14 protein-coding genes are annotated in these 21,455 nt (G+C 71.3%); 7 read left to right on the top strand and 7 right to left on the bottom strand.

The annotated features are described in order from the left end of the window. Positions 1–13 precede the first annotated feature (13 nt). The 7 genes from OG948_RS25105 to OG948_RS25075 all read right to left on the bottom strand — a co-directional run bounded on the left by OG948_RS25105 (position 14) and on the right by OG948_RS25075 (position 10,752). A complete protein-coding gene (locus OG948_RS25105; protein ID WP_406298618.1) occupies positions 14–2,326 on the bottom strand; it encodes a bifunctional serine/threonine-protein kinase/ABC transporter substrate-binding protein in 2,313 nt (770 codons plus the stop codon). A 205-nt stretch (positions 2,327–2,531) separates the two neighbouring features. After that, a complete protein-coding gene (locus tag OG948_RS25100) occupies positions 2,532–4,250 on the bottom strand; it encodes an alkyl sulfatase dimerization domain-containing protein (protein WP_406298617.1) in 1,719 nt (572 codons plus the stop codon). 26 nt (positions 4,251–4,276) lie between these two features. Continuing rightward, positions 4,277–4,840, bottom strand: a complete 564-nt coding sequence (locus tag OG948_RS25095; protein ID WP_395872668.1) for a GNAT family N-acetyltransferase — start codon at positions 4,838–4,840, stop codon at positions 4,277–4,279. A 79-nt stretch (positions 4,841–4,919) separates the two neighbouring features. After that, the gene (gene ffh / locus OG948_RS25090) at positions 4,920–6,485 is read right to left on the bottom strand and encodes a signal recognition particle protein (RefSeq protein ID WP_406298616.1); all 1,566 of its coding nucleotides are present in this window, start codon (positions 6,483–6,485) and stop codon (positions 4,920–4,922) included. A gap of 134 nt (positions 6,486–6,619) precedes the next feature. Then, positions 6,620–8,950 carry a [protein-PII] uridylyltransferase gene (locus tag OG948_RS25085; RefSeq protein ID WP_406298615.1) on the bottom strand — a complete coding sequence of 777 codons (2,331 nt, stop codon included), beginning with the start codon at positions 8,948–8,950 and terminating at the stop codon, positions 6,620–6,622. A 153-nt stretch (positions 8,951–9,103) separates the two neighbouring features. Continuing rightward, positions 9,104–9,442 carry a P-II family nitrogen regulator gene (locus tag OG948_RS25080; RefSeq protein WP_360310627.1) on the bottom strand — a complete coding sequence of 113 codons (339 nt, stop codon included), beginning with the start codon at positions 9,440–9,442 and terminating at the stop codon, positions 9,104–9,106. Continuing rightward, positions 9,439–10,752: an ammonium transporter gene (locus OG948_RS25075; protein WP_406298614.1), complete on the bottom strand. Its 1,314-nt coding sequence runs from the start codon at positions 10,750–10,752 to the stop codon at positions 9,439–9,441. The genes OG948_RS25080 and OG948_RS25075 overlap by 4 nt, the downstream gene beginning before the upstream one ends. A gap of 598 nt (positions 10,753–11,350) precedes the next feature. On the opposite strand from OG948_RS25075, the gene OG948_RS25070 reads away from it, so the two are divergent. From OG948_RS25070 to OG948_RS25040, 7 genes are all read left to right on the top strand, one after another. After that, positions 11,351–12,301 (top strand): ABC transporter permease, encoded by a 951-nt coding sequence (locus tag OG948_RS25070; protein WP_395872661.1) that lies wholly within the window; start codon positions 11,351–11,353, stop codon positions 12,299–12,301. Further along, positions 12,298–13,224, top strand: coding sequence for an ABC transporter permease (locus OG948_RS25065; protein WP_406298613.1), 927 nt, complete (start codon positions 12,298–12,300; stop codon positions 13,222–13,224). Before OG948_RS25070 ends, OG948_RS25065 begins: the two co-directional genes overlap by 4 nt. Before the next feature lie 130 nt (positions 13,225–13,354). After that, on the top strand, positions 13,355–14,422 hold the full coding sequence (locus OG948_RS25060; RefSeq protein ID WP_406298612.1) for an ABC transporter ATP-binding protein: 1,068 nt from the start codon (positions 13,355–13,357) through the stop codon (positions 14,420–14,422). After that, positions 14,419–15,741, top strand: a complete 1,323-nt coding sequence (locus OG948_RS25055; protein ID WP_406298611.1) for an ABC transporter ATP-binding protein — start codon at positions 14,419–14,421, stop codon at positions 15,739–15,741. The genes OG948_RS25060 and OG948_RS25055 overlap by 4 nt, the downstream gene beginning before the upstream one ends. Positions 15,742–15,949: 208 nt before the next feature. Further along, a complete protein-coding gene (locus OG948_RS25050) occupies positions 15,950–17,551 on the top strand; it encodes an ABC transporter substrate-binding protein (RefSeq protein ID WP_406298610.1) in 1,602 nt (533 codons plus the stop codon). A 399-nt stretch (positions 17,552–17,950) separates the two neighbouring features. Continuing rightward, the gene (locus tag OG948_RS25045) at positions 17,951–19,501 is read left to right on the top strand and encodes an ABC transporter substrate-binding protein (protein WP_406298609.1); all 1,551 of its coding nucleotides are present in this window, start codon (positions 17,951–17,953) and stop codon (positions 19,499–19,501) included. A gap of 242 nt (positions 19,502–19,743) precedes the next feature. Beyond that, on the top strand, positions 19,744–21,324 hold the full coding sequence (locus tag OG948_RS25040; RefSeq protein ID WP_406298608.1) for an ABC transporter substrate-binding protein: 1,581 nt from the start codon (positions 19,744–19,746) through the stop codon (positions 21,322–21,324). Positions 21,325–21,455: the final 131 nt, after the last annotated feature.

The following is a 21,455-nucleotide window of genomic DNA, read 5'->3' as shown; positions in this document are numbered from 1 at the left end:
CGCGGCGCGCGCCTCAGCCGAGCCCGAGTCGGGCGCACTCCGCCGCGAGTTCGGCCGTGCACACCTCGCGCGGATCCACCGTGCCGGCGAGCAGGGGCAACATCTCCTTGAGGTTGGCCCGGGTCAGCGCGACCGGCGCGAGGGCCACCGTCGGCACCTGGGTCGTGCCGTTGTCGCGGGTGGCGTCCACGCGCGACAACGCTTCGCCCCGGCCCAGCGTGATCGCCATCTCGGCGGCGGCCTCGGCCTCCGGCCCGCCGGGCTTGAGCACCGAGACGGTCTGGGTGCCGGCGATGATCCGGCGCACCGTGGCCGGGTCCGGATCCTGTCCGGTCAGCGGCACGGGTGGGGCGACACCGGCGGCGGTCAGGCCGCGGAGCACGCCCGCGGCCATCGTGTCGTCCGCCGCGTAGACCCCGATCACCTGGGTCGGCCCGCCGAGCGCGGTCAGCGCGTCCGCGATCAGTTGCTGGGCCCGGTTCCCGCCGGGATCCTCGAGGTCGTACTCGCGCCCGATCGTCACCTCGCCGTCGAGCACGGCGTGTGCGCCACGCTTGATCTCGCTCCCGGCCCGGTCCCCCGCGCGGCCGTTGAGCATCACGATCGAGCCCCGTCGCGGTCCGCCCGCCGCGCGCACCGCGTCGAGCAGCGCCTGCGCCTGGAGTAGGCCCACCGCCCGGAAGTCGAACGAGACGTGCCCGGCCACGGGACCGGCGGCCAACTTGTCGAAGGAGACCACCGGGATGTCGTGTTCCCGGGCCCTGGCCACCGCCGACGCCGTGTCCTTGGGGTCCACCGGGCCCAGCACCAGCACCCGGACGCCGGCCGAGATCATCGCGTCGATCTGCGCGCGCTGCACGTCCGGCCGCCGGCGGGCGTGCTCGAACCGCACCGCGCAGCGGGGACACAGCTGTCGGATCCGCGCCTCGAACGCCGGTCGCACACTCGCCGCGGCCCGATCGTCGGGCAGCAGCAGGCCGATCCGGAACGCGGTGGGCGTGTTCGCGGTGCTCTGCGCGCCGCCCCCGAACTCGCGCCACACCAGCAGCCCGGCCGTCAGCGCGACCGCGACGGCCACCGCGACCGCCACCGCGTATCGCGGGCGGGTCGGTGGCAGTCGATGGCTTCCGCCCCGTGCCGCACCGAGCGCACGCGAAGCGCGCGGAGCGGCCGGCTCGGCCACGCCCGCCGCCTCGCCCGCCGCCGCGCCGAGCGCCTCGTCCGTCGCGTCCCGCGGCACCGCGTCCCGAGCCGGCTCGGCGCCGAGTCGGCTCGGCCCGAAGCCGACGGAGAAGCCGACGGAGTCGCCGGTGTCCTCGACCGCCGGGCCGACGAGCCCCGCGCCCGCCGGGTCCGCGGTCCCCTCGGCCGCCGGGCCGGCCGTCTCCCGGCCCACCGAGTCGGCGAAGTCCTCGGCGGGCGGCGAATCCGGCGTGCCCTCGGCGTCCAGCGCGCGCCCCGCGATCCGCAGCAGCGCGTGCGCGAGCGGCGCCGGCAACCAGCCGCCCGGCAGGTCCTCGTCCGTCCCGGTCGGCACCAGCGCGCGGGCCCCGGTGGGCGTCGGTCGGCGGTTCGGATCCTTGTCCAGGCAGGCTTGCAACAGCGGCAGGAACGCCTCCGGGGCGTCCTCCAGGTCCGGATCGCGGCCGGTCAGGTTGGCCAACAGGACCGGCCAGGGCCCGGATCCGAACGGCAGTCGTCCGGTGGCCGCGTAGGCGAGCACCGCCCCGTAGGAGAAGACGTCGCTGGCCGGCCCGACATCGGCCCGCTCGAACTGCTCGGGCGACATGAACCCGAGCGTGCCGAGTGTGTGCCCGGTGCGGGTCAGCGCGGTCGCCCCGTCCAGCAGCGCGATGCCGAAGTCGATCACGATCGGGCCGTCGACCGCGAGCAGCACGTTCGCGGGCTTCAGATCCCGGTGCACCAGGCCCACCGCGTGCATCGCGACCAGCGCGTCGGCCAGACCGCGGGCCACCGCGGCGAGCGTGTGCGCGGGCAGCGGGCCGAACGTGCCGACCGCCTCGCCGAGCGCCATCCCGGGGATGTACGCGGTGGCCAGCCACGGCACCTCGGCGTACGCGTCGGCGGCCACGACCGGCGCGGTGAACGCGCCCCGCACCCGACTCGCGGCCTCCACCTCGCGGGCGAATCGCTGCCGGAACGCGTCCTCGTCGTCCAGGAGTTCGACCCGCACCCGCTTGACCGCCACGGTCCGCCCGGCGGGCCCGCGGCCGAGGTACACCTGCCCCATGCCGCCGCTCCCGAGCCGGCCGAGCAACCGAAACGGTCCCACCCGACGCGGATCGTCGGTGCGCAATGCGTCCACTGGGGTTCCCCCGTCATCGACTCCGGCCGCCGATCCCACCCGACGGCCGCGGGCAAGATCCCACGCACGCCACACCCCGCGTGCGCGGCTGCACCCAATCGTTGCCGAACCGACCCCGCCACGCAGGCACACCGCACGGATGAGGGCGCCCGCGTACTCGACGCGCATCGTACGTACACCGTGCGCGCCGAGAATCGGGCCGGGTTCAGCGCAGCGTGAGCTCGGTGGGCTTCTTCGGTTGGGCCGGGTCGAAGAGGTCGAGCAGGGCGGCCGCCCGCTCGGGTGTGCCGGTGGTGGTCGTGGCGTCCCCGCCGGCCAGCGCGCCGCGCAGGTCGGTGCGACCCAGGTGCAGGGACTCCACGGTCTCACGCGGGAGTTCGAGGACCACCTCGGCATCCGCCGGGATCTCGCGCAGGAAGCGGGCGACGCCCCGGTGGATGTGCAGCGCGACCTCCTCCTCGCCGTGCACGCCGCCGCGGACCCGCCAGCCCAGCACGGCGTCCACCTCCAGCGCCTCCTCGGCCCGCAGCCGGGTCGTGTACAACTCGATCAGCCAGGCCGCCGGGATCCGGGCGACCAGGTCCCGGGGCGCGAAGATCGCCGCGAAGTTGATCAGCGGCAGAATCGGCTGGATCCGGTCCTCCAGTTCGTCCGCGCTGGTCAGGTACCAGTTCCGCCAGTTGATGTTGAGCTGCGCGTAGCCCAGCCGGCGAAACGCGGCGGCCTTGACCGAGCGCGCGTCCGCGTCCTCGCGGTCGATCCGGGTCAGGTGCGTGGCCAACTCGGCCGCCCACTGGTACTCGCCCGCCGTGTAGGCCTGCCCCGCCGCCGCCAGCACCCGCTCCCGGCCGCCCATCAACTCCACCGTCCGGCGCGCGTATTCCGCGCGGGGCAGCGGATCCAGATCCACCGGGTCGCCGCCGAACCAGCCCAGATAACCGAAGAAGATCTGCCGCACGGTGTGCTTGACCGTGCCGTAGTACTCCCGCGCGTACGGCGCGTACGAGGCCAGGTGCTCGGGCAGTTCGACGGTCTCGGCCAACTCGTCCGGGGTCAGCCCCTCGTTCATCCGGCGCACGGTCTGGTCGTGGATGTACTGGATGCAGTCCCGCTCCACGCCCAGCACCTCGGCGACCTTCGCCGCGCCGGACACCGGTTGCCCGTGGCTGGGGATCAGGTGCGCGGCCCGGTGGGCGCGCAGCGCGTCGATGCTGCGCACCCATTGCATCGGGTCGCGGTAGCGGCAACCGCGCAGGGTGTGGATGTTCGGCAGGGTCGGCCCCTGGATGGTGTCGCCGCACAGCAGGACGTCGCTGTCCGGGAGGTACACGCTGATCGCGTCGTCGGTCTCGCCGGGGTTGTGGAACAACCGCAGCCGCACCCCCGCGACCTCGGTCTCCAACTCGTCTCCCACCAGCACCGTGGGCATCACGAACGACGGTGTGCCGACCCCCGCGTGCGGGCCGACCGCGTCGTTGACGCCCTCGGTGTCCGAGGGGCCGAGCAGGTTGCCCAGCGAGTACACCGAGCGCAGGCCCATGATGTGCAGCGCGGGCCCGGACTGGTCGGTCAGCGCGGCCAGGAAGGTCCGGTGCGCGTACACGTCCACGTCCGGCGTCGCGGCCCAGTGGCTCAGCCCGTTGACGTGATCGGGGTGGTGGTGGGTGACCACCACGGCCCGGACCGGAGCTCGCGGATCGTCCAGATGCGGGCGTACCTCCGCCTCGATCACCGCGGCCAGGTCCGCGCCGCTGCCGGTGTCGACCACCACCAGGCCGCCCGGGCCCTCGATCACGGTCGCGTTGGCCGAGGACCAGCCCACGGCGACGTGTACATGCTCGGCCACGGTGTACACCCGCTTGGCGAAGTGCGCGGTGTGGGCGGCGAGTTCGGGATGAACGGCAGGCTCGACCTCGTACGTCATGGGCGGGCAGCCTGCCACGTCCGGCCCTACGAGGGAAGAATGGTCTTCTCCGCCCCGGGCCATTCCTCCGCGGTCAGCGCGAACCGTTCGTGGTCGCGCCACGCGTCGTTGAGAAAGAGCATGCGCGGCGTGAAGCCCTCGTAGCGAAAGCCCATCCGCCGCGCCAGCGCGATCGAATTCTCGTTCCCCGGCTGGACGTTGATCTCCAACCGGTGCAGCCCGAAGCCGTCCGCGGCGAACACCCGGTCGATCACCAGGGCGAGCGCCTCGGTCATCCGCCCGGTGCCCGCGTACGGCGTGTAGGCGTCGTAGCCGAGCGAGGCGTTGCAAAACCGCGAGCGCACGATGTTCGACACGTTGATCCGGCCGGCGAGCGCCCGGTCGGCGATGTCCACCGCGAGGAAGGTGCGGAAGGTGTCGCTCTGCCGGCGGATCAGGTCCGGCAGGTCGTCCGGGTCGGACGGGTTCCAGCGCGCGATGTGCTCGGAGCGGCGGATCGCCTCGGCGGACGCCGCCGCGTCCGACACCCGCGGCGCCCGGATGCCCACCCGGCAGCCGGGCACGGTGTACAGCTCCGGCGTCCCGACCACCCGCGTCCCCTTCTCGTCCTCGCCGACCGTTTCCCCGGGCGAACCCCCGGGGCACGGTCGGCCCGCGTCTCCTCCGAGCCTACTTCTGGCCCGGGGGCAGGAAGTTCTTGAACTCCTCGGGCAGTTCGAAGTCGGCCGCGCCGCCCGCGCCGCCGGCCGGCAGGCCGAACGGGTTCGCCGCGCGCTCCTCGCGCCGGGCCGCCTCGGCCGCCGCCTCCTGCTTGCGCTTCATCGGGTTGCCCGACTGGCGCTTGCCCTTGGCCTGCTTGGGCGCCTTGCCCTTCTTCTTGCCGGCGCCGCCGCCCATGCCCGGCATCCCGGGCATGCCCGGCATGCCGCCGCCCTTGGCCATCTGGCCCATCATCTTGCGGGCCTCGACGAACCGCTCGATCAGATTGTTGACCGCGTTGACCTCGGTACCGGCGCCCTTGGCGATCCGGGCCCGGCGCGAGCCGTTGAGGATCTTCACGTCGGCCCGCTCGGCCGGCGTCATCGACTTGATGATCGCCGCGACCCGGTCCAGGTCGCGGTCGTCGATGTTGTCGATCTGGTCCTTCATCGCGCCCATGCCCGGCAGCATGCCGAGCAGCTTGGAGATCGAGCCGAGCTTCTTGACCTGCTCCATCTGCTGGAGGAAGTCCTCCAGCGTGAAGTTGTTGCCGCCGCCGTGCAGCTTCTCGGCGGCCTTGAGCGCGAGGTCCTGGTCGTACTTGGCCTCGGCCATCTCGATCAGGCTGAGCATGTCGCCCATGCCCAGGATGCGCGAGGCCATCCGGTCCGGGTGGAAGGCGTCGAACTCGTCGAGCTTCTCGCCGCTGGAGGCGAACATGATCTGCCGGCCGGTCACCGACGCGACCGACAGGGCCGCGCCACCGCGCGCGTCGCCGTCGAGCTTGGAGAGCACCACGCCGTCGAAGCCGACGCCGTCGAGGAAGGCCTGCGCGGTGACCACCGCGTCCTGGCCGATCATCGCGTCGACGACGAACAGGATCTCGTCCGGCTTGACCGCGTCCCGGATGTCCGCGGCCTGCCGCATCATCTCGGCGTCGATGCCCAGGCGACCGGCGGTGTCGACCACGACCACGTCGTACTGCTTGGTCTTGGCGAACTCGATCGAGTCGCGGGCGACCTTGACCGGGTCGCCGACGCCGTTGCCGGGCTCGGGCGCGTAGACCGCGACACCGGCCCGCTGGGCGACCACGGAGAGCTGGTTGACCGCGTTCGGGCGCTGCAGGTCGCAGGCCACCAGGAGCGGCTGGTGCTTCTGCTCCTTGAGCCACTTGCCGAGCTTGCCCGCCAGGGTGGTCTTGCCCGCGCCCTGGAGGCCGGCGAGCATGATCACCGTGGGGCCGGTCTTGGCGAAGCGCAGTCGCCGGGTCTCGCCGCCGAGGATCCCGACGAGCTCCTCGTTGACGATCTTGACGATCTGCTGGGCCGGGTTGAGCGCACCCGACACCTCGGCGCCCCGGGCGCGCTCCTTGACGCGTCCGATGAACTCGCGGACCACCGGGAGGGCCACGTCGGCCTCGAGGAGGGCGACGCGGATCTCGCGCGCGGTGGCGTCGATGTCGGCTTCGGAGAGCCGCCCCTTGCCGCGAAGGTTCTTGAAGGTCGCTGCGAGGCGGTCGGAGAGAGTGTCGAACACGTCGGCAGAGGTCCTTCGTCAGATACGGGTGGTGTCGGGCCCAGCCTAACCGCCCGCCGAGCGGTCGTGGCGGGGGCACGCGTCCGGGCTTGGCCCGCCGGCCCCGGGAGCGACGCCCCGCGCCGCCTCGCCGCTCACCCGGCCAGCGCCTTCTCCAACGTCCTGGCCAGGCTCCGGGCCTCGCCGGCGGCCAGCGGCCGGCCGTTCGGGGCGACCACGTAGAAGGCGTCCACGGCTTCCGCGCCGTGGGTGCCCACCCGGGCCTGACGCACACTCACCCGGGCCTCGGCGAGCGCCTTGCCGATCCGGTGCAGCAGTCCGGGGCTGTCGTGCGCGCGCACCTCCAGGACGGTCGCGCTCTCGGACGCGTCCGCGATCACCTCCACCCGGGCGGGCGCCCGGGTGGTGCCGCGCCGAGGCGGGTACGCGGCCTCGCGCTTGGCCAGCCGGGCGGCCACGTCCAGGCCGCCGGCCAGGGCCTTGCGCACGTCCTCGCGCAGCGCGGCCGGGTCGGGCAGCCGGCCGAACTCGGTCTCCACCGTCCACACCGTGATGCCCAGCTCGTCGACCACGTCGATCGCGGCCGAGCGCACGGTGAGCCGGTGCAGGGCCAGCACGCCGGCGGCGAGCGCCATCAGGCCGACCCGGTCGGCCGCCGCGATGGTCACCTCCGCGCCGAAGGGCAGCGGTTCCAGGCGGACCACCGGGAGTTCGCCCGGTACGTCGGCGGTGACGGTCCGCTCGGGCGCCGCCGGGGCCGGTCGGCCGGCGAACACCGCCCTGGTCCGGGCGACGAGGTCCCGGACCAGGGCGTCCCGCCACTCGCTCCACGCGGCGGGTCCGGTGGCGGCGGCGTCGGCCTCGGTGAGCGCGTGGAGCAGTTCGAGGGTTTCCACGCCGCCCACCGCCTCGGCGAACGCCGCCACCGTGGTCGGATCGTCCAGGTCGCGCCGGGTCGCGGTGTCCACCAGCAGCAGGTGGTGGCGCACCAGGGTGCCCAGCACGTCCACGTCGTCCTTGGCGAAGCCCATCCGCGCGGCCGCCTCCCGCGCGATCACCTCGCCGCTCACGCTGTGGTCTCCCGGCCAGCCCTTGCCGATGTCGTGCAGCAGCGCGGCCACCAGCAGCAGGTCGGGCCGGGCCACCCGCCGGGTGTGCGCGGCGGCCTCGACCGCGGTCTCGATCAGGTGCCGGTCGACGGTGAAGCGGTGTACCGCGTTGCGCTGCGGGCGACAGCGCACCCGTTCCCAGTCCGGCAGCAGTCGGGTGATCAGCCGCTTGGACTCCAGCGCCTCCCAGACCGGCAACACGTCCCGCCCGGCGCCGAGCAGTGCCACGAACGCCTCGCGCGCGGCGGGCGGCCACGGATCGGCCAGCGGCGGGCACTCGAGGTCCAGCCGGTCCACGGTGTGCCGGGACAGCGGCAGGCCGGCCTGCGCGGCGGCCGCGGCGGCGCGCAGCAGCAGCACCGGGTCCCGGGCCGGCTGCGCGGCCTGGGCCAGCACCGCCTCGCCGGCGTACTCGACCACGCCCTCGGCCAGCGGCGTGCGCGCGGACACCCCGGCCCGGGCCCGGCGCAACCGACGCACCCCCGAGCCCGCCTCGCGCGCCGCGAGCACCCGGGAGACCTCACGCCAGGTCACGTCGCCCGCGTAGGTCAGCGCCCGCGCCGCCTCGGAGACCCGGCGCAGCAGCGTGTCCGCGTCCAGCAGCCCCAGCCGCCGGGCGACCGCGTCCTGCTCCTGGAGCAGCAGCCGGTCCGAGCCGCGTCCGGTGACCAGGTGCAGCGCGTCCCGCACGTCCAGCAGCGTGGCCCGCGCGGTGTCCACCTCCTCGTGCGGCGCGTCCGCGATCCACGAGGCCGAGATCGCCCGCAGCGCGGTGGCGTCGCGCAGGCCGCCCCGGGCCTCCTTGAGGTCGGGTTCGAGCAGGAAGGCGACCTCACCGTGCCGCTCGGCGCGCTCTCGGCAGGCCGCGAGCAGTTCGGGCAGCCGCTTGACCGCGGCCGCGCGCCACGCGGTGAACATCGACGTGCGCAGCGCGGCGGTCAGGTCGGCGTCGCCGGTGATGTGCCGGATGTCGAGCAGGCCGGTCTGCACCCGCAGGTCCTCGGCGGCGGCCCGGCGGGCCTCGTCGGGGGTGCGCACCGAGTGGTCCAGGGCGACGCCGGCGTCCCACACCGGGTACCAGATCGCGTCGGCGAGTTCGCCGACCCCGCGCCGGCCCTCGTGCAGCAGCACCACGTCCAGGTCGCTGCCGGGGGACAACTCGCGCCGGCCGTAGCCGCCGACCGCGACCAGCGAGACGCCCTGTGCGGGCGCGCCCGCGCCGGTGAACAGCTCGGTCAGCCAGCGATCCGACAGCGCGCCCAGCGCCTGTCGGCGGGCCGCGCCGGTGGGACCGGCGGGATCGGCCAGGAGGTCGTCCCTGGCCCGGGTGTAGCGCGAAGTGGGGGTCGGTTGCATGGGCCTGCTCCCTCGTTCACACGCGCCGGCCGAAGCGTGCCGCGACCAGAGCCGGGGCATGGCGGCCGAGCACCGCGAGCGGTCGACGCGAAGGCCGATGGCCGGACCCGTCCCCGAAGACTCGCTTCGGGGCGGGACCGGCCATCGGGGGTCCTACAGGGCTTCCGGGCCGCGTTCGCCGGTACGCACCCTGACCACACTGTCCACCGGGACGATCCAGGCCTTGCCGTCCCCGATCTTGCCGGTGCGCGCGGCCTTGACCAGCACGTCCAGCAGTTCCTCGGCGTCCTCGTCGTCCGCGACGACCTCGATCCGGACCTTGGGCACGAGGTCGACCTGGTACTCGGCGCCTCGGTAGACCTCGGTGTGGCCGCGCTGCCGGCCGTAGCCGCTCGCCTCGGTCACGGTGAGGCCGTGCACGCCGAACGCCTGGAGGGCGTTCTTGACGTCGTCGAGCCGGTGCGGCTTGATCACCGCCGTGATGAGCTTCACGCATCCACCTTCGTGTCGGCGGGCGCCGCGGCGCCCGCGCCCGTAGAGGTGCCGATGCCCGCCGACGGTCGGGTGGAACCGCCGAGTGCGGCGAAGTCGTACCCGGTCTCGGCGTGCTCGACGAGGTCGATGCCGGCCACCTCGTCGTCCTCGGACACCCGGAAGCCGATGGTCTTGTGAATGACCGTGCCCAGGATGAAGGTGACGACGAAGGAGTAGGCGAGGACGGCACCGACGCCGATCAGCTGCTTGCCCAGCTGGTCGAAGCCCCCACCGTAGAACAGGCCCTCGGCATCGTTTTGGATGTGGCCGGTGGCCAGGAAGCCGGGAGCGAGCGAGCCGATGATGCCGCCGACCAGGTGCACGCCGACCACGTCGAGCGAATCGTCGTAGCCGAGCTTGTACTTCAGGCCCACCGCCCAGGCGCAGACGGCGCCCGCGACCAGACCCAGCGCGATCGAACCGAGCGGGCTGAGCGCACCGCACGCGGGGGTGATCGCGACCAGGCCGGCCACCGCGCCGGACGCGGCGCCCAGGGTGGTCAGGTGTCCGTCGCGGATCTTCTCCAGGAACAGCCAGCCGAGCATGGCCGCGGCGGTGGCGATCTGGGTGTTGATCAGCGCCCGGCCGGTGACGCCGTCCGCGGCGAGCCAGGAGCCGGCGTTGAAGCCGAACCAGCCGAACCACAGGAGGCCGGCGCCGATCATCACCAGCGGCAGGTTGTGCGGGCGCATCGGGTCACGCTTGAAGCCCACCCGCTTGCCGATCACCAGGACCAGGGCCAGCGCGGCGATGCCGGCGTTGATGTGCACCGCCGTACCGCCGGCGAAGTCGATCACGCCCTTCTCGAACAACCAGCCGTCCGCGGCCCAGACCCAGTGCGCGATGGGGAAGTAGACCAGGGTGACCCAGAAAGCCACGAACACGGCCCAGGCGGTGAACTTGGTGCGGTCCGCGACGGCGCCGCTGATCAGCGCCGGGGTGATGATCGCAAACATCAGTTGGAAGGCCGCGAACACCGTCACCGGGATCGTGTAGCCGTCCCACAACTCCGCGACCCCGATGTCGCGCATGCCGTACCAGTCGAGGTTACCGACCAACCCGCCGAAGGCGTCCGTACTGAACGTCATCGAAAACCCGTAGAGCACCCACAGCACCGTCACGACAGCCAGGCAGATGAAGCTCATCATCAGCATGTTCAGGACGCTCTTCACGCGGACCATGCCGCCGTAGAAGAACGCCAGCCCGGGCGTCATGAGCATGACCAGTGCGGCGCTCAGGAGTACGAATGCGGTGTTACCCGTGTCCATACTCTGCCTCTCTTCTCCGTGGCCCCGGCCGACCTCCGGGAGCTCATGGGAAGGAGCTTCGGGGTGTGAGGTTTCACGCCGTGGCGCGACGTGTTTCGCCGACGTGACGCTTGTCGCACATGTGTTTCCGGCGGATGAACGTCCGCTCACGCGCCGAGCCGGCCGGATCGCGCCGCCCGCGCGGAGCTCGGGTCGCACGGCCGGGTGGCTCGGGGTCGCGCGCGCGACGCGTGTGTCGGTGTCCGGTGGGTGAGCGGCAGGCGACCCACACACAGCCCGTCGACGACATCTGACGCACCGTCAGTTAGTTGGCCTCCGCACCTTATTCGCGCAGGTCGACACGTGCCGACGGAGGGCAACCCTCCGGTTCGGGATCGACGTTTTCGACCCGCTAACGGTTGCGGTGAATCCATTGACATTGATCGCGCCCACTGCCGTAATTAATCACCGCGCTTAACTGACGACCCGTCAAGGCACGTGTCACCACAGGTGAACGGCCCTGTCCGGGATTCGGCGGTTTCGCGCGAACGCACCACCGCACGGAATGTTCAACAGACCTCGTCAACCGACCAGACCAGCGAGAGGGGGTGACACCGTCGTGTTGCGCCTGCTCGGTCGCAAGTTGCTGGCCCTGATTCCGGTGCTGTTCCTGGTCACGTTCGCGACCACGGCCCTGCCCGACCTGGTGGACGGCTCACCGGTCGCCCAGATGCTCGGCCCCGGCTCCACACCGCAGGACCTCAAGGACCTGGAGCACGAGTTCGGGTACGACAAGTCGCTGCCCGTCCGATACGTGACCTGGGTGGGCAACGCGCTCACCGGCGACCTCGGGGAGTCCCTGAAGACCCGGACCTCCGTCATGGACGGCATCAGCGAGCGGTTCCCGGTGACCCTGGAACTCGCCGTCTTCGCCCTGCTCATGGCCCTGATCGTGGCCGTGCCGCTGGGCGTGTGGACGGCCGCGAAGGCGGGCGGTCGCGTCGACCGCGTGATCGGCGGGCTCTCCTCGGGCCTGCTGTCGATCCCCACCTTCGTCAGCGTGTTCATCCTCGTCTACTTCTTCGCGAACCCGAACATGATGCTCGCGTTCAAGCCGACGGGCTGGGAGTACATCTCGGTCGACTTCGCCAAGAACATCGAGTTCGCGTTCCTGCCCGCCCTGGCCCTGGCCCTCGCGGAGATCCCGCAGTTCCAACGCCTGTTGCGCAGCGACATGCTCGCCACGCTCCAGGAGGACTTCATCCTGACCGCGCGGTCCAAGGGCCTGTCCACGCCGTACGTGCTCTTCCGGCACGCGCTGCGACCCTCGTCCTTCTCGCTGCTGACCGTCTCCGGCCTGACCCTGGGTCGATTGATCGGCGGTACGGTCATCGTCGAGTCCTACTTCGCCATCCCCGGCTTGGGGCAGGGCATGTACCAGGCGATCAACGGCAAGGACATCCCCGTCGTGCAGGGCACGGTCGTGGTGATCGCGATCATCTACGTGCTGCTCAACACGCTCGTGGACATCGGCTACTCCCTCATCGACCCGAGAGTGAGGGCCCGATGAGCACACTCGAAACCGCGCCCGAGCCCGCCCTGGGCGCCGCCGAACCCACCGGACTGCGCCCCTCGCAGGTCAAGCGGGCCAAGAGCGGCAAGGCCCGCAAGCGCCCCAGCATCCTGCTCTGGTTCGCCATCGCGTGGATGAGCATCGTGCTGCTCGGCGCGCTGCTGAGCCTGATCGCCCCCGGCGTCTTCCCGCACGAGTACGGCAAGGCGTTCGGCGAGGCGAAGCAGAAGCCCTTCGCGGCCTGGCCGGAGTTCCTCGGCACCGACGGCCTCGGCCGCAGCCACCTGACCCGGCTCGCCTTCGGCGCGCGCGTGTCGATGATCGTCGCGCTGGTGTCGGTCGTGGTCGGCGTGGTGATCGGCGGCCTGCTCGGTCTGGTCGCGGCCTACTTCCGCGGCGTCACCGAGATGATCATCGACCTGTTCTCCGACGCGCTGCTCGCCTTCCCGCCGCTGATCCTGCTGCTCGCGCTGTCCTCGGTGTACGAGCCGTCGCAGACCAGCATCACCGCCGGTCTCGCCGTGTTGACCATCCCCGGTTTCACCCGGCTGACCAAGGCGAGCGCGATCGCCCAGTCCAACCGCGAATACGTCACGGTGGCCAAGGCGATGGGAGCGGGTCCGGGTCGGATCATCTTCAAGGAACTGTTGCCCAACACGTTCCCGGCGGTGATGTCGTACTCGGTGATCGTGATGGCGGTGCTGATCGTCGCGGAGGGCTCGCTGTCCTTCCTCGGCCTGAGCATCCCGCCGCCGATGCCCAGTTGGGGCGGCATGATCAACGCCGCCAAGGACGACCTCTCGCTGTATCCGTCCCAGGTGTTCGTGCCGTGCGGCGTGCTCTTCCTGACCGTCTTCTCGCTCAACGTCATCGGCGACCGGCTGCGCGCGAAGTTCGACGTCCGCGACACCAAGCTGTAGCCGAGGGATCGGCGCCGGCCCTCGCCCCGAGGGCCGCCGTCGATCCCGTTCTTCGACCCCCTCACACAGACGGGACCGCTCTCATGGACGGGATCCAACAGCCGCGCGGCGCGAAGGTGGCGTGGTGACCATGGCGGAGCCGAAGACGACCGGCTCGCCCACGCCGGACGCACCACTGCTGCGGGCCACCGACCTGCGGGTCCACCTGGACACCCCGCGCGGGCTGCTCAAGGCGGTGGACGGGGTCTCCTTCAGCATCGAACGCGGCGAGACGCTCGGCCTGGTCGGCGAGTCCGGCTCGGGCAAGTCGATGCTGGTGCGCTCATTGATGGGCATCTGCCCCTCGATCGCCGACATCCACGGCAGCGTGCGCCTGGACGGCCGCGAACTGGTCGGCGTACCGCGCAAGGAGGCCCGCACGATCTGGGGCAACCGGATCGCGATGGTCTTCCAGGACCCGATGACCTCGCTCAACCCGGTGCTGCGGATCGACCGCCAGCTCACCGAGTCGATGCGGCTGCACCTGGGCATGGGCAAGAAGGAGGCCGGCGAGCGCGCGATCGAACTGCTCACGCTGGTCGGCATCCCCGAGCCGGTCAAGCGCGCCCGGCAGTATCCGCACCAGCTCTCCGGCGGCATGCGCCAGCGGGTGACCATCGCGATGGCGCTCGCGTGCGACCCCGACGTGCTGATCGCGGACGAGGCGACCACCGCGCTGGACGTGACCGTGCAGCGGCAGATCCTCGACCTGCTCCAGGAGATCCAGGCCGAACGCGGCATGGGCATGATCCTGGTCAGCCACGACCTGGGCGTGGTGGCCGGGCGGACCGACCAGATCGCCGTGATGTACGCCGGCCGCATGGTCGAACACTCGCCCACCGCCGACCTGTTCGCCCACCGCCGGCACCGCTACACCGAGGCCCTGCTGGGCGCCGTGCCGCGCCTGGACGTGCCCCGCGATCAGCGCCCGCGGGCGATCCCGGGCGCGCCGCCCGACCTGGTCACGCTCAAGTCCGGCTGCGCGTTCGCGGCCCGGTGCACGGCGGCGGACGACCTGTGTCGGACCGAGCGGCCGGAGTTGGGCGACGAGCTGGGCACGCACCGGTTCGCCTGCCATCACCCCGTCGGCGAGGACGTCGCCGTCGCCGCGGACGACGCGACCGGGCCGCCGTCCCTGATCAAGGAGACCTCCGCATGACCGCCGACGGCACCGCGCCGGGCGCGCTCGCCCTGGACACCAAGCCCGCCGCCGAGCCCGCGACCGGCACCGACCCGCTGCTCACGGTCACCGACCTGGTCCAGCGCTTCCGGGTGCCCGGCGGGATGATGAACGCCGTCGCGGGCGTGAGCTTCGAACTCGGGCGCGGCCGGACGCTCGGTCTGGTCGGCGAGTCCGGCTGCGGCAAGTCCACGCTGGCCCGGGCCATCCTGCAGTTGACCAAGCCGTCCGAGGGCTCGGTCCGGTTCGACGGGCAGGAACTGACCACGCTGCCCAAGGCCGGCCTGCGCACCATGCGCCGGCGGATCCAGATGGTGTTCCAGGACCCCATCTCGGCGCTGAACCCGCGTCGCAAGATCTTCGACATCGTCGCCGAGGGGCTGGTCATCTCCGGCCTGTCCGCCGAGGAGATCCGCCCGCGGGTGGAGGCGGTGCTGCGCCAGGTGGGTCTGGACCCGGAACTGGTCGCCGATCGACGTCCGCATCAGTTCTCCGGCGGACAGTGCCAGCGGATCGCCATCGCCCGGGCCATGGTGGTCGATCCCGACCTGTTGATCTGCGACGAGCCGGTGGCGTCCCTGGACGTGTCGGTGCAGGCGCAGGTGCTGGACCTGCTCGACGAGATGAAGACCCGCACCGGCGTGTCGATGATCTTCGTCGCGCACGACCTCGCGGTGGTGCGCAACATCAGCGACGACGTCGCGGTGATGTACCTGGGCACCATCGCCGAGACCGGCGACACCGCGGCGATCTACGACTCGCCCGCGCACCCCTACACGCGCGCCCTGCTCGACGCGGTGCCCGCGCCGGACCCCGCGGCGGCGCCGGCCGGTCCCTCGCTCAAGGGCGAGATCCCCTCGCCGATGAACCCGCCCAGCGGCTGCCGGTTCCGGACCCGCTGCCCGATCGCGCGCGACGAGTGCGCGGCGCACGTACCGACGCTGCGCGAGATCGCGCCGGGACACCGGGTCGCGTGTCACTTCCCGCTGGTGGGCGAGGCGGCCGTGTTCGACCGCGCCGTCTCGGCCGCGGAGCCCGACCCCAAGGCCGAGGCCCGCTCCGAGGCGCCGGCCGAGGCCGAGTCGAAGTCCGAGGCGGAGTCGAAGTCCGAGGCGGAGGTCGCGTCGAAGTCCGAGAGCGAGGTCGAGCCGGCGGCCGAGACGGAGACCGAGACCGAGGCCGAGTCGAAGTCCGAGCCGGTCACCGAGGCCGCGTCCGAATCCGAGACGGAGGCGGCGGCGGAACCGGCGGCCGAGGCCAAGCCCACGACCAAGGCCGAGGCGGCCGAGCGGGACTGAGCATCGACACCCGACGCGGTACGGCCGACCCGGCCGTACCGCGTCGCTGTCCGTGCACGGGCGTGTCCGGGCCGAGCGATCGGGGGCCGAATCGGGCATCCCGTCGACGATGCGACACGTGTCGACCTATAGCCTCACGGCGCTGACCGCGCTGACCGCGCGGCAGCCGGCCTTCGGCCGGCCTGCTCCATGCTTGAGGACGTTTCCAGTGGCACACGCACGAACCTTCGCCCTTCGGGCACGCCGTCGCACCGCCGCCGTGATCGCGGCGATCGGCCTCCTGGCCGCGGCCGGCTGTGGTGCCGAGTCCGGTGAGATCCCCAGCGCGGCGGGCACGCCCAAGGCCGGCGGCTCGCTGGACGTCCTGGCCACCGCCGACGCCCGCAGCCTCGACCCCTTCCTGCCCTCGTACGCCGCGCAGGCGGACGGAAACCGGATGGCGGCGCTGTACGACAGCCTGGTCTGGACGAACCCGGTCACCGGCTCGGTGCAGCCGCAGCTCGCCGAGAGCCTGGTCCCGGTGGAGGGCGGCGGCAACAAGATCTGGAGCCTGCGGATCCGGCCCAACCTCAGGTTCACCGACGGCACGGTCTTCGACGCCGCGTCCGTCAAGATCAACTGGGACACGCACGCGGTGCCCACCACCAAATCCCGGCAGCGGGACGCCACCGTGGGCATGAAGAGCCAGATCGGCGCCGACGCGCTCGAGCTGCGGATCATCCTGGACAAGCCGAACGGCAACTTCGACCGCCTGGTCGCGCGCAGCCTGTCCTTCATCGCGTCGCCCAAGGCGATCGCCGAGGGCGTCGACAAGCTGGCCGAACACCCGGTCGGCGCGGGCCCGTTCATGCTCCCCGAGGGCGGCTGGGTCAAGGGTGACCACCTGACCCTGGTGAAGAACCCGACCTACTGGCAGGGCCCGGCGAAGCCGTTCCTGGACAGCATCACCTTCCGCTTCGAGGGCTCCGGCAGCGCGGCGGTGGACAAGGTCAAGAAGGGCAGGGCCGACATCGCCAACGTCAGCGACGCGTTCACCCTCAAGGCCGCGCGCGACGCGGGCATCGGCGTCGAGTCGCTCGCGCTCTCCGGTGGCCAGTTGCTGAGCTTCGACACCTCCGGCGGCCCCACCGCCAACCCCGAGGTGCGCCGCGCGATCGTGCTGGCGCTGAGCAGCGAGGAGATCAACAAGCGCGTGTACGGCGGCGCGGGCACCCCCGCGCGCGGCATCTTCAACCAGGCCACCGCGCTGGCCAACCCGCAGTTGTCCGCGCCGGAGAACAAGCCGCAGCAGGCCGTCGAGTTGTTCGACAAGGTGACCGAGCACGGCGCCAAGCCGATGCGGATCAAGTTCTTCGCGCCCAAGAGCGGCGCGATCGACGAACTGGGCCGCTACATGAAGGAGACGCTGGAGCGGTACCCCGGCGTCGCGCTCGACGTGGAGACCGCCGACCTCTCCGAGTTCGTCAAGCGCTCCAACCTGGCCGAGGCGTTCGACGTCAAGGTCAGCCAGCTGCTCGCCGACGACCCCGAGCCGGTGGTCTACCAGTACCTGCACCGGGGCAGCCCGAGCAACTGCTGCTTCTACGGCGACGACGTGGTGGACCGGGCACTCGACGACGCCCGCAACACCACCGACCCGTCCCGGCGTCGCGCCGCCTACACGCAGCTCCAGCTCCAGTTGGACCGGGACATGCCGCTGTGGGTCTATCAGGAGGCCGTGGTGGCGGGGGTGTTCCGTTCCGGGGTGACCGGCGTGCAACTGTGCAACGACGGCATCTTCCTCTTCGATCGCATCGGCAAAAAGGACTGACTGGTCATCAGAAGTACAACAGTGACCCGATCTTGATGGACCAGATCGCCGGAAGGCAGTAGAAAGGGACGGCACCCTTACCAGTCGGTTCGTGGAGGCCGGGAATCACCTTCGTGATTCCCGGCCTTCACGTGTCTCGACTCCGGGCCGCAGACACCCGAGTAGCACGCACCACCGCACGACAGCACAGCCGCACGGACGCACCACCATGCTCCACCCGGGGCGCCGTCGCCCTCTCCCCCCGAGTCGGCCGACGTACCCGGCACCAAGCACGTCCGCCGCCCGGCCACGGAAGCCCGGGCGGTCCGTCAGGTGAAGGTTGGCCCTGCAGTGACTCGTACTTCCCCGTTGTCCCTTCGATCCACACGCCGTCCCCGTCCCCGGCGCCGAATAACCGTGTTGGTCGTCGCGACCGCACTGGCCACCGTCCTCGCCGGTTGCGGGGGCGACGACGAGACCAAACCGTCGGCCGCGGGCACGCCCAAGCAGGGCGGCTCGCTCACGATGAGCCTCCCGGGCGACTCCACCAGCCTGGACCCCTTCTCCACGTCGTACGTCAACGTCGCCGACGGCAGTCGCATGCAGGCGCTCTACGACTCGCTGGTGTGGGCGGACCCCACCACCGGCAGTGTGCGCCCGCAGGTCGCCGAGTCGTTGGCGATCAACGGCCCCAAGGCCGACACGTGGCGACTCAAGCTCAAGCCCAACGTGAAGTTCAGCGACGGCACGGTGTTCGACGCCGAGGCCGTCCGGTTCAACTGGGACCGCCACAAGGACCCCAAGGTCGGTTCCTTCCAGCGCGGCGCGGCGAGTGCGATCCTCTCGCTCGCCGTCAGCGACCCGCTCACCCTCGACATCAAGCTGGTCACCGAGAACGCGAACTTCGACCACCTGGTGACGCGCAACCTCGCCTACATCGCCTCGCCCACCGCGCTTCGGGCCAGTCCCACCGGAATCGGTGACAAGCCGGTCGGCGCGGGTCCGTACAAGCTGGTGAAGTGGGAGCGCGGGGTCAAGCAGACCTACACCCGAAACCCCGACTACTGGCAACTCGACAAGGGTCTGCCGCACCTGGACAACCTGACCATCACGGTGGACACCGACGTCAACCACTCGGTGACCGCGGTCGACGAGGGCAAGACCGACCTGACCGTCGCGGTGGACCCGCTCGCCACGGCACAGGCCGAGGAGAAGAAGCTGGGCGTGACGCGGATCGGGCTGAACGGCGGCCAGATGGTCGTGTTCAACCTCAACGTCGCGCCGTTCAAGGATCTGCGGGCCCGCCGCGCGTTCGTCTACGCGTTCAACGGGATCGACATCAACCAGAAGTTCTTCGGCGGCAAGGGTACGCCCGCCAAGGGCATCTTCGCGGCGTCCTCCCCCGTGGCCAACATCCAACTCGCGGCCTCGGAGAACGACCCGAAGCGGGCCAAGGAGCTCTTCGAGGACGTGACGGCGGGCGGCACCAAGCCGCTCAAGTTCACCTACTGGGTGCCGCAGGCCCCCGCGTCGATCCGGGTCGCCGAGTACATGAAGCAGGTCCTGAACACCTACCCCGGCGTCGAGATGGAGGTCAAGGTCGTCGACATCGCGACCTACGTCAAGACCGTCCGCAGCGGCAACACGGAGTGGGCCGCCGCTCTCGGTCAGCAATGGATCGACGACCCGGAGCCGGGCATCTACGATCTGCTGCACAGCAAGAGCATGCCGAACAACAGCAATTACGAGAACCAGGCGGTCGACACCGCGCTCGAGGACGCGCGCAGGACGACCGACCCCGCCCAGCGACGCGACGCGTACACGCGTGTACAGCTGCAGGTGAACAAGGACATGCCGTTCTGGGTCTACCAGGAAGCGGTCACCGCCGCGGTCTACAGCCCCAGGATCACCGGCATCCAGTTGGCCAACGACGGCGCCATCCTGTGGGACCGGATCGGCACCACCGGCTAGTGGATCCACCCGTCCCGCCCGGGCCCGTGTGCCCGGGCGGGACGTCCCTCCGTACCCCCGGGCCCGATCACGCCCGCCACGCGGACGCACCCGGTTCCGCCCCGAGTCGGGCGCGAGCCGCCGCACCACAGCGCTACCGCACTTCCGGAACGACTGCACGACTGCACCGACGCACGAGGCACGTTCGAACCCCACAGTGATAGGTAGGTAGGCCGGCAGTGGTAACCCACCCGAAGACACCCTTGCGACGACCACCGTGCCGCGGCCTGCGCCGCCGACTCGCCCTCGCTCTCGCGGCGGCGACGGTGCTGGCGACGGCGGGCTGCGGTCTGGACTCCTCCGACTCCGGGAGTTCCTCCGGTGAGCCCGAGCACGGCGGTTCGGTCACCATCCTGATGCCCGGCGAGGAGCGCGGCCTCGACCCGTTCACCGCCTCCTACTCCAGCGTCGCCGACTCGAACCGGTTGGCCGCGCTGTACGACGTCCTGGTGTGGACCGATCCGAGCACAGGCGGGGTGCGCCCCAAGCTGGCCGAATCGCTGGTCTCCGACCAGAGCGCGCGGATCTGGACCCTGACCCTGCGTCCGGACGTGCGCTTCAGCGACGGCAGTTCGCTCGACGCCGGCACGGTCAAGGCGAACTGGGAGGCGCACCGCGACCCCGCGGTGCGCTCGCTGGTCGGCGGTCCGCTGCGCGGGGTGCTGCTGACCGAGGTCTCCACGCTCCAGTTGCGGATCGAACTGCCCTCCTCGAACGCCAACTTCGACCACACCATCGCGCGCAACCTCTCCTTCGTCGCGCCCCGACGCCTGGTCGCCACCGCCGACGGCCGCTACGAGCTCAAGCACGCGCCGGTGGGCGCCGGCCCGTTCAAGGTGAAGAGCTGGGAGCCGGGCAAGGAGCTGCGGCTGGAGCGCAATCCCCAGTACTGGCAACGGAATCGGCCCTACCTCGACGAGGTGGTCTTCCGGGTGGACAAGGACGTCGAGGGCGCGAACAAGTCGATCCGGGCGAAGCGGGCCGACCTCACCCTGACCATCGATCCGCAGAGTGTGGCGCAGGCCCGCGCGGACGGACTGGTCGCCGAGGACGCCCGTCTCAACGGCGGACTGATGGTCGCCTTCAACGTGCGCAAGGGGGTCTTCCAGGATCCGGCCGCCCGCCGGGCGGTGGCGCTGGCGCTCAGCAGCGCCGAGATCAACCGGCGTTTCTACGGCGGCCGGGGCGAATCGGCGCGCGGCATCTTCGACGCCACGTCGCCGCTGGCGAACGTCAACCTGGCCGCGCCGGAGAATCGACCCGACGAGGCCCGCGCGCTGTTCGCACAGCTCACCAACAACGGGAAGAAACCGTTCGTCTTCCGCTACCTGGTGCCCGACAACGTCAAGATGCGCGGCACCGCCGAGTACATCCGGCAGACCCTGGAGGGCTATCCGGGCGTCACCGTGATCGTCGAGGTCACCGACATGGCCTCGCTGGTGACCCGGTTGGCGGGCAGCGACTTCGACGCCACCGTATGTCAGCTCTGGGCCGACGACGTCGAGCCGACGATCTATCAATTCCTGTACAGCAAGGCCGGTTTGAGCAACATCACCGGCTACGCGAACGACGTCGTGGACGCCGCCCTGGAGGACGGTCGGCGATCCACCGACGCGTCCTCGCGGCGGGACGCCTACACCCGGTTGCAGAACCAGGTCAATCGCGATCTGCCGTTCTGGGTCTACTCGTCGGCGGTCATCGGCGCGGTACACCGGGCCGACCTGGTCGGGATCCAGTTGTTCAACGACGGCCTGATCCACTTCGACGCCATCGGGCGGCGCTGATGAGCGGCTGACCCCCACAGACCCGGCCGGGTGGCCGGCGCGATCCGGTGTTCTCGGCGTCGCGCACACCACCCGGCCGTGCACCACCGCACCATCACACCCGATCCGAACGGGGATCGGATGTGCCTTGT

The organism is Embleya sp. NBC_00888, from assembly GCF_045207655.1.
GTDB lineage: Bacteria > Actinomycetota > Actinomycetes > Streptomycetales > Streptomycetaceae > Embleya.
The sequence above is the reverse complement of the archived record's forward strand: the minus strand, read 5'-3'. Positions and strand labels throughout refer to the sequence as shown.